Origin of the sequence: Rhodococcus sp. (in: high G+C Gram-positive bacteria), from assembly GCF_049591685.1 — a bacterium.
Classification (GTDB): Bacteria; Actinomycetota; Actinomycetes; order Mycobacteriales; family Mycobacteriaceae; genus Rhodococcoides.
This window is the reverse complement of record NZ_JBAWFH010000336.1, coordinates 1-8944: the sequence shown is the minus strand read 5'-3', so window position 1 is coordinate 8944 and position 8944 is coordinate 1. Positions and strand designations below refer to the sequence as shown.

Below are 8944 nucleotides of genomic sequence, written 5' to 3'. Positions count from 1 at the left end.
CAACGACCGCGAGCAGTGATGCCGCAGCGACTCCGACGACGATCCAGGTCCATTCCTTCCCGTATGCCAGTTGCGTCCACAGGGCGAATCCGCCGCCGACGATCACTGCCGGAACGGAAAGCTGCAGTGCCATTCTCGCCGCATCCTCGTGTACGTCCCCTGACGTCTTGAGGGCGATGAAGACGGCGCCGTGCAACGCGAACACCACCGCGGTCGCCGCACCCCCGAGCAGCGCATACGGCCCCAGCAGATCGAAGAAGCCGGCGGTGACTTTCTTGTTCTCATCGATGGCCACGCCGCTGACGATGTTCGCGAACGCGACGCCCCACAGCACGGCCGGAACCCACGAACCGATACCGATTCCCAGGTCGCACCTGCGCCGCCATACCGGATCGTCGATCTTGCCGCGCCACTCGATGGCGCAGATCCGCAAAATGAGCGCGACGAGGATCAGCAGCAGCGGTAGGTAAAAGCCGGAGAACAGCGTCGCGTACCACTCCGGGAACGCCGCGAAGAGCGCACCGCCGGCGGTGATGAGCCATACCTCGTTGCCGTCCCACACCGGACCGATCGTATTGAGAACAGCGCGCCTCCGACGCTCCCCCACAGCCGCACTCCCGTCCCGGCCGATAATCGGCATCAGCATTCCCACGCCGAAGTCGAATCCTTCGAGTACGAAATATCCGGTGAACAGAACTGCGATTGCGACGAACCAGATTTCGGGTAGTCCCATGACCGTTCTCCTCTAGTACGCGAACGAAAGTTGCTTGGGCGCATCGTCGTCCGACTCGTCGGAGTCGTCGGCGCCGGGCGGGTGTGCGTCGTGTTCGAGCGGTCCTTCGACAACGTAGCGACGGATCAGGAAGAACCAGACGCATCCGAGGGCCGCGTACAGCAGGGTGAAGGTGACGAGCGAGGCGACGACGAGTCCGACGGGGTGGTCGGAGACGCCCTGGTCGACGGTGAGTCTGATTTGGTCGATGCCGTTGAGGTTCGGAGCGACCACCCAGGGTTGGCGTCCCATTTCGGTGAAGATCCAGCCTGCGCTGTTCGCGAGGAACGGTGTGGGGATCGCGGCCAGCGACAGCCACGAGAACCACTTTTGGTCGGGCACTCTGCCACCGCGGGTGACCCACAGACCGGCGACTGCGAGCAGGGCAGACCCAGCGGCGAGTCCGATCATCATTCGGAACGCCCAGTAGGTGACGAACAGGTTGGGCTTGTAGTTTCCGGGACCGAACTGCTGCTCGTACTGCTCCTGCAGTTCGTTGACTCCCTGAACGGTTGCGCCGAAGTCGTTTTCGGCGAGGAACGAGGTCAGCCCGGGGATCGAGATGAGGTGAACGACGGATTCGCAGTTGTTGTGGGTTCCGACGGTCAGCATTGAGAACGATGCGCCCGTCTCCGTTTCGCAGAGCGATTCTGCCGACGCCATCTTCATCGGCTGCTGCTCGAACATCAGCTTGCCCTGGATATCTCCGGTGACGGCGAGGGCGCCGCCGGCGACGATCATCACCACGAACGAAAGTCGGGCAGCGGGCCTGAACATGCTGCGTGAGTTGGTTTCCCGTCCTCGACGGGCTTCTCGCACCATCCACCAGCCCGAGATGCCTGCAACGAAGGTGGCTGCCGTCAGGAATGCGCCGGCAACCGCGTGCGGGAACGCAGCGAGCGCGGTGCTGTTTGTCATCAGTTCCCAGATGCTCGTCAGTTCGGCGCGTCCCGTTTCGGGGTTGTAGCGGGCGCCGACCGGGTGCTGCATCCACGAGTTGGCGGCGATGATGAAATAGGCGGAGGCGTTGACGCCGATCGCGACCAGCCAGATGGTCGCCAGGTGAACGAGTTTGGGCAGTCGACCCCACCCAAAGATCCACAGCCCGAGGAACGTCGATTCGAGGAAGAACGCGACGAGGCCCTCGAGCGCGAGCGGCGCACCGAAGACGTCGCCGACGAACCGAGAGTATTCGCTCCAGTTCATCCCGAACTGAAATTCCTGCACGATGCCGGTGGCGACTCCGAGCGCGAAGTTGATGAGGAACAGCTTGCCGAAAAACTTGGTCAGGCGATACCAGGAGTCCTTCTTCGTGATGACCCACATGGTCTGCATCGCGGCGATGATCGGCGCGAGGCCGATCGTCAGCGGTACGAGGATGAAGTGGTAGACGGTGGTGATGCCGAACTGCCATCTCGAGACGTCAAGGGCGTCCATGATTACTCCGCACTATCTCGGCCTCGCAGGGAGATGACGCACGCCGCGTCACCGCTGCTCGAGACCCCTCCGCAGCAACTACGACACTACTACTACGCGTAGTAGTAGCTCAACGATCGAGGGAGTGATCCCCGTCGCCACGCACCGCCAGATCCACCATCGTGCGAAACTCCTCCACTGCGCCCGTCGTCGTCAGCGCTACCCCGTCGAGGGCGGTGACGCGGGCGGCCAGCGTTATGCTCGAGACCAACCAAAGCGATTCGGCGTCAACGAGATCCGACTGCGCCACATCCGCGCGGGTGCACGTGTACCCCATACCGGACGCCACCCGGAAGAGCGCATCGACAGTTGTGCCCGCGAGGATGCCGTTCTCCGGACGCGGTGTGACAAGGCTCTTACCGGTCGCCAACACCACCGTCGACCGTGGACCTTCGAGGACCATGCCGTCGCTGCTGAGATAGATGACGTCGTCTGCGCCGAGGCGGGCGGCGTGGCGGAGTGCGGCCATGTTCGTCGCGTACGACAACGTCTTGGCGCCCAGCAGTTGCCACGGCGCCGCTGCCGCGAAATCGACAGAGTAGCCGCGGTTCAGCGTGATCGCGGACACCCCGTGGGCGCGAGCGGACGCGACTCGCTCGTGCACCGGCCCGACGGTGACGTACCCCGTGATGTCACCGCCGATCTCGCGTCCCCGACTGATCACCAGGCGCAGCGCACCTTCTGCCGTCGAATCACGCGTCCACGCACCCACTGCAAGGTCGACGACGTTGCGCCAGCGGTCCAGTTCGGGGGTGGGCAGATCCAACGCCACCGCCGACGTCGCGAGCCGCGCGAGGTGCAGTTCGAGGCCGCATGCCGCACCGCCGCGCACGAGCATCGTCTCGAAGATGCCGTCACCGCGAACCGCTGCCAGATCGTCGGCACACAGAAGTGGCTGGTCGGGGTCGTGAAACCGCCCATCGAGAGTGACAAGAACGCGGCCGGACATGCCGCCAACCCTAGAGGCTGAAACCACGCCTCCTACTATGGAGTCGTGTCCTCCAGCGTCTCGCTCGCACCAAGTCCGCTTCTCTCCCTGCCCGACGCAGTGCCATCACCGGAAGACTCGCCCGACAACGCGGTGGCCTGGCACTACGGGAACCCCTTCGGCGAGCAGCGCGACGCCACCTCGCGGGCGGCGGTGATCGACCGGTCACACCGATTCGTACTCGCCATCGGCGGCGAGGAGCGGCTGACGTGGCTCAACACTATTTCCAGTCAGTTGGTATCGGATCTTCCGGACGGCCGGTCCGCCGAAAACTTGTCGCTCGACATCAACGGCCGCGTCGAGCACCACTTCGTACAGACGGACATCGGCGAAGTCACGTGGATAGATACCGAGCCGTCGACGGGCCCGGACCTGCTGGCGTTCCTGAAAAAGATGGTCTTCTGGTCCAAGGCCGAGCCCCGCGAGGGCAGCGAACTCGCCGTGATCAGCCTCCTGGGAGCCGACGCGGCCGACGTTCTTCGGTCCGTCGGCGCACCGATTCCCGAACAGTTCTACGACGCCGCACCGCTCGACGCCGCGGCGCCCGCCACCGGCGGTTTCGTTCGCCGCATGCCGTGGCCAGGTCCCAATGCCTTCGACCTGCTGGTCCCGCGGAATGCGCTCACCTCGTGGTTCACCCGGCTTCGTGACGCCGGGGCCACCCCGGCCGGCACCTGGACGTACGACGCTCTGCGCGTGGAGTCGATTCGGCCGCGCATCGGTGTCGACACAGACGAGAAGACGATTCCGCACGAGGTGCGCTGGATCGGCGGTGCCGACCAACTGGGTGCCGTACATCTGGAGAAGGGCTGCTACCGCGGTCAGGAGACTGTTGCCCGGGTGCACAATCTGGGCCGGCCTCCCCGGCACCTCGTTCTCCTGCATCTCGACGGTTCGGCCGACGGCCGTCCCGCGACGGGCGATCCGGTCATCGCCGAGGGCCGCACGGTGGGCCGGCTCGGCACCGTCGTCGACCACTTCGAGCTGGGCCCGATCGCTCTGGCGCTGGTGAAGCGGACCATTCCCGTCGGCACCGAGTTGGTAGCCGGGCCGTGCGCTGCGTCGATCGATCCCGATTCCATTCCGAGCTACGAGGACGTGCAGGCAGGCCGCGCTGCCGTCGATCGGTTGCGCGGCCGGTGACGGACACCGTCTCGGCCCCGATCATCGGCCGACTCGACACCGTCTGTGTCGTTCACACCATCGTGCCTCTCGGGCGCGCGGCCGTCGTGGACAGCGCGATCGACAAGCGGCCGGTCGAGGGCCCCATCGAAGTGCACGAGCTCGGGCCTGCGGGTGACCACAGCAGCGATACGAAGTTTCACGGCGGGGTCGATCAGGCCGTCTACGCCTACGACGACGCCGAGGCGTCGCGGTGGGCCGAGGAGCTCGGCCGCGATGTCGCTCCGGGGTGGTTCGGCGAGAACCTCCGCACGACGGGCGTGCCCGTCACCGACGCGGTAATCGGTTCGCGGTGGACCGTCGGTTCCGTCGAACTCGAGGTGACGATCCCGCGCCGTCCCTGTCGCACGTTCGCGAAGTGGGTCGAGGAGCCGCACTGGGTCAAGCGATTCACCGAGCGCGCCGATGTGGGTGCGTACCTGAGAGTGGTTCGGCCGGGGACGCTCGCGGCCGGTGATCGGATCGTCGTCGACCACGTTCCGACTCACGGCGTCACCGTGCGCGAGCTGTTTCGTGGCGAGAACCACGAGGGCCTCCGACGCGTACTCGAGGCGCCCGCCCTTCCGAAGAAGGTCGAGCGGGAAGTGAAGTTTGCTCTCGGCCTACGAGCCAGGCGCTGAATATCTGCGGCAAGAGAAGATGATTCTTGCAGGTTGACGGACGTTTCGCAGCGGTTGAGAGCAAACGAACACCCGCCACACGTAGTCCGTATGAGCATCCGGGCCGTTCGCGCGCTAGAGTGTGCAGCAGGAAGAAATACCAAATCTAACGGGGCGCCCAAATTTCCCCAGGCCGCCCCGCAAGTCCGCGAGGGGGCACCGCCATGGGCCGAGGCAGGGCTAAGGCAAAGCAGACAAAGGTCGCTCGTGAGCTCAAGTACAGCTCTCCGTCAACGGACTTGGAGAGTCTGCAACGAGAGCTCTCCGGTCACTCGTCCAACTCCCACCGTGGCGGCATCACCTCGGGCGGCATCACCTCGGACTCGGATGGGTACTCCCGGGTAGAGGAAGACGAATACGAGGACTGGCGACGCTGATCGTCGATACCTGTCAAGTGAGGGGGAGCCGCGATGCGGCTCCCCCTCACTTGTTCGTATCTCCGGCGGATCCGCCCCGCTAGAAGCGTGGGTGGTTCCCCAGCAGCACAGCCCGCTCGGTGGTCTCGGTCTTGTCCGTCGACTTTCTGACGGTTCCGAGAGTCCAGCAGTCGATGTGTCGTGCGGTCAGTACGGCGAGCGCGCGATCCACGTCCTCCGGGGCGACGATCGCGACCATGCCGACGCCCATGTTGAACGTCTGCTCCATCTCTGCACGCTCGACCCGGCCGCGCTGTGCGATGAGTGAGAACACTGGCGCCGGGCTCCATGTTGCGCGGTCCAACTCGGCGACGAGGCCCGCGGGCATCACGCGCCCGAGGTTGTTTGCAAGTCCGCCGCCGGTGACGTGGCAGAACGTGCGCACGTCGGTTTCGGCGGCGAGGGCGAGGCAGTCCTTGGCGTAGATCTTGGTGGGCTCGAGCAATTCTTCACCGAGGGTCCGGCCGAATTCCTCGACGTGGCCGCCGAGATCCATGTGGTTGATCTCGAGAAGCACCTTGCGGGCCAGTGAGTAGCCGTTGGAGTGCAGTCCCGACGAACCCATCCCGATGACGACGTCGCCCGGACGTACGCGGTCCGGTCCGAGCACCGCATCCGCTTCGACTACGCCGACGCCCGTGGCGGACAGGTCGTAGTCTCCGTCTGCCATGAGCCCGGGATGTTCGGCGGTTTCGCCGCCGAGCAGTGCGCAGCCCGCGATGATGCAGCCCTCGGCGATGCCCTTGACCAGTTCTGCGACCATCTCGGGGACCACGCGGCCGACAGCGATGTAGTCCTGCAGGAACAGGGGTTCGGCGCCGCAGACGACGAGGTCGTCGACGACCATGGCGACGAGGTCGAGTCCGAGCGTGTCGTGCTTGCCGAGCGCCTGGGCGACCGCAACCTTGGTGCCCACGCCGTCGGTGGACGCGGCGAGAATGGGCTCGCGGTAGTCGCCCTTGAGCGCGAACAGACCGGCGAAACCGCCGAGCCCACCCATGACCTCGGGACGGCTGGCCTTCTTCGCGAGCGGAGCGAACAGTTCGACCGCACGGTCACCGGCGGCAATGTCGACGCCGGCCGCGGCGTAGGACGCACCGCCCGCCGCCCGTTCCCCTCCGGATGTTGCGCGGGGTGGTCGGGATTCCTCGGTCATGCGGCTCCAGCCTTGTACTCGTGTCCGTGGTGCGCGCCGGGCCCCTGGCGTGGCACTGCTGCGCACAATTGCGCTCTTACGGTACCGGAGTCTCCATTCCGACCGAGGCACGCCGGGTGGCACGGCCGAGTTGCCCGCCTCGATCGTCGACTGCGGCGGCGTTGTAGAGGGAGCCAGGCATCGCGGCGGGTAGCCGCGCCGTGACCAAAATCACGACTAACCGATGGGCAATTGCCGGCCGAGCTGAAACCCCTTCATGAGCCCTCTGAGGCACTCGCGCTGCCGCATCGGGCGGTCCGTCGGGGCGTAACGGCCTCGGCTGAGGGTATTACGATCTCGAGGCAGTCAGGGGCGGCTGAGCGCAGACGCATTCGCGTTGGACTGTCCCGACGCCTTACCTGCGGCCGACGCGAGCATCCCTTCGAGCACGTGCTTGCCCAACGCGTTGTCTGCCGGCAGGTCGATGGGGTATCTGCCGGTGAAACACGCAGTGCAGAGCCGAGACTCCGGCTGCTCGGACGCCGCAATCATGCCTTCGGTGGAGATGTAGCCGAGTGAGTCGGCACCGATGGCCTGCCGGACGCCCTCGAGGATTCCGTCCTGCGAGTCGACGCCGTTGGCGATGAGCTCTGCCGGGGAGGCGAAGTCGATGCCGTAGAAGCATGGCCAGCGCACGGGCGGTGACGCGATGCGTACGTGGATCTCGAGTGCGCCTGCCTCACGGAGCATGCGGATCAGGGCGCGCTGAGTGTTGCCGCGAACGATCGAATCGTCCACCACCACCAGCCTTTTGCCCCGAATTACCTCTTTGAGAGGGTTGAGTTTGAGCCTGATTCCAAGTTGCCGAATGGTTTGCGACGGTTGGATGAACGTGCGTCCCACGTACGCGTTCTTCATCAGGCCCTGGCCGTACGGGATTCCGGATCCCTGCGCGAAGCCGACGGCTGCGGGGGTGCCGGATTCGGGTACCGGGATCACCAGATCGCCTTCGGCGGGGTGCTCGGTGGCGAGGCGACGACCGATTTCCACCCGGGTGGAGTGAACGGAGCGACCGCCGATCACACTGTCCGGCCGTGCAAGGTAGACGTATTCGAATATGCAGCCCTTGGGTTCCGGCGCCGCGAAGCGGGAGGAGCGGACGCCGTCGGCGTCGATGGCCAGCAGTTCGCCGGGTTCGATGTCGCGGACGAACGCCGCACCGACGATGTCGAGTGCAGCGGTTTCGCTGGCAACCACCCAGCCGCGATCGAGACGGCCGAGCGAGAGCGGACGGATGCCATGGGGATCGCGCGCCGCGTAGAGCGTGTGCTCGTCCATGAACGTCAGGCAGAAGGCGCCTTTGAGCGTGGGCAGCAGTTCCATCGCAGCCTGCTCGACGGTGCTGTCGGCTGCCTTGTGCGCCAGCAGTGCGGTGACGACGTCGGAGTCGGACGTTCCGTTGCCCTGAAGTCGATCGCTGATGAGACCTTCTTCGCGAGCTCGCGTTGCGAGTTCGGCGAAGTTGACGAGGTTGCCGTTGTGCCCGAGTGCGATACCCGTACCCGCAGCGGTGGTGCGGAAAATCGGCTGCGCGTTCTCCCAGATGACCGATCCACTGGTGGAGTAGCGGCAGTGACCGATGGCGACGTGACCGGGCATCGCACCGAGCGTCTGCTCGTCGAACACCTGGCTGACGAGGCCGAGATCTTTGAACACGAGTACCTGGGAGCCGTCGGACACAGCAATGCCTGCCGCCTCCTGCCCCCTGTGCTGCAGGGCATACAGGCCGTAATAAGAGAGCTTGGCCACATCCTCCCCGGGGGCCCACACACCGAAGACGCCACACTCTTCGCGCGGTTCGTTTTCGGGTTCGTCGAGCGGCGTGCCATCGAGCAGATTCGGACTGTTCACCGACAACTCGGCAGAGGTCACAGCGATGCTCCCTAGGGGGACGGGGTGAGGGGCATGGCCCAGTCTACGGGCCATCTCGCCTGAGCAACGCATCGCGGGCATGCGACATTCCCGTCCGGGCCACGTCTCGTTTACCTCGGCGGCGGAATCAGGGCCGCAGAATCGGCAGCCAGTGCCCTACTTCGCCTGCCCGGCTACCCGATGCGGTGACCGAGCCGTCGCGCAATGCGTCCTCGAAAGCGCGCGCCCCGGTGGCCACCTCGAGCCACGTGCGTGCGTCGGTCTCGACCACGTTCGGAGGCGTGCCGCGAGTGTGCCGCGGACCGGTGATGCACTGGACGGCGACGAAGGGCGGCACGCGCACTTCGACGCTAGACCCCGGTGCGACCTGCGCGAGAGTGCGGG

9 protein-coding genes are annotated in these 8944 nt (G+C 65.6%); 3 read left to right on the top strand and 6 right to left on the bottom strand.

Annotation, left to right across the window (positions count from 1 at the left end; genetic code table 11):
• From cydB to WBQ44_RS14110, 3 genes are all read right to left on the bottom strand, one after another.
• The coding region (cydB, locus tag WBQ44_RS14120) for a cytochrome d ubiquinol oxidase subunit II (RefSeq protein WP_495567304.1) at positions 1-733 on the bottom strand (733 nt) is incomplete at its 3' end.
• 12 nt (positions 734-745) lie between these two features.
• Positions 746-2209 carry a cytochrome ubiquinol oxidase subunit I gene (locus WBQ44_RS14115; RefSeq protein WP_495567303.1) on the bottom strand — a complete coding sequence of 488 codons (1464 nt, stop codon included), beginning with the start codon at positions 2207-2209 and terminating at the stop codon, positions 746-748.
• Positions 2210-2318: 109 nt separating this feature from the next.
• Positions 2319-3197, bottom strand: a complete 879-nt coding sequence (locus WBQ44_RS14110) for an aminodeoxychorismate lyase (RefSeq protein ID WP_495567302.1) — start codon at positions 3195-3197, stop codon at positions 2319-2321.
• A 45-nt stretch (positions 3198-3242) separates the two neighbouring features.
• Here WBQ44_RS14110 and ygfZ point away from each other — a divergent pair, with 45 nt between their 5' ends.
• The 3 genes from ygfZ (at position 3243) to WBQ44_RS14095 (ending at position 5454) form a co-directional block, all read left to right on the top strand.
• Positions 3243-4379: a CAF17-like 4Fe-4S cluster assembly/insertion protein YgfZ gene (gene ygfZ / locus WBQ44_RS14105; protein ID WP_495567301.1), complete on the top strand. Its 1137-nt coding sequence runs from the start codon at positions 3243-3245 to the stop codon at positions 4377-4379.
• A complete protein-coding gene (locus tag WBQ44_RS14100) occupies positions 4376-5038 on the top strand; it encodes an MOSC domain-containing protein (RefSeq protein ID WP_495567300.1) in 663 nt (220 codons plus the stop codon). The genes ygfZ and WBQ44_RS14100 overlap by 4 nt, the downstream gene beginning before the upstream one ends.
• A 203-nt stretch (positions 5039-5241) precedes the next feature.
• Positions 5242-5454, top strand: coding sequence for a DUF3073 domain-containing protein (locus tag WBQ44_RS14095; protein ID WP_495567299.1), 213 nt, complete (start codon positions 5242-5244; stop codon positions 5452-5454).
• Positions 5455-5533: 79 nt separating this feature from the next.
• On the opposite strand, the gene purM is transcribed toward WBQ44_RS14095, so the two are convergent.
• From purM to WBQ44_RS14080, 3 genes are all read right to left on the bottom strand, one after another.
• On the bottom strand, positions 5534-6649 hold the full coding sequence (gene purM / locus WBQ44_RS14090; protein ID WP_495567298.1) for a phosphoribosylformylglycinamidine cyclo-ligase: 1116 nt from the start codon (positions 6647-6649) through the stop codon (positions 5534-5536).
• Positions 6650-6994: 345 nt separating this feature from the next.
• Positions 6995-8560: an amidophosphoribosyltransferase gene (gene purF, locus WBQ44_RS14085; protein WP_495567297.1), complete on the bottom strand. Its 1566-nt coding sequence runs from the start codon at positions 8558-8560 to the stop codon at positions 6995-6997.
• A 127-nt stretch (positions 8561-8687) separates the two neighbouring features.
• The coding region (locus WBQ44_RS14080) for a sterol carrier family protein (protein ID WP_495567296.1) at positions 8688-8944 on the bottom strand (257 nt) is incomplete at its 5' end.

What these genes read in the sequence shown, in the direction of transcription:
- WBQ44_RS14095 (WP_495567299.1), top strand. Translation starts at nt 5,242, where the DNA reads ATGGGCCGAGGCAGGGCTAAGGCAAAGCAGACAAAGGTCGCTCGTGAG.
- WBQ44_RS14110 (WP_495567302.1), bottom strand. Translation starts at nt 3,197, where the DNA reads ATGTCCGGCCGCGTTCTTGTCACTCTCGATGGGCGGTTTCACGACCCC.
- purM (WP_495567298.1), bottom strand. Translation starts at nt 6,649, where the DNA reads ATGACCGAGGAATCCCGACCACCCCGCGCAACATCCGGAGGGGAACGG.
- WBQ44_RS14115 (WP_495567303.1), bottom strand. Translation starts at nt 2,209, where the DNA reads ATGGACGCCCTTGACGTCTCGAGATGGCAGTTCGGCATCACCACCGTC.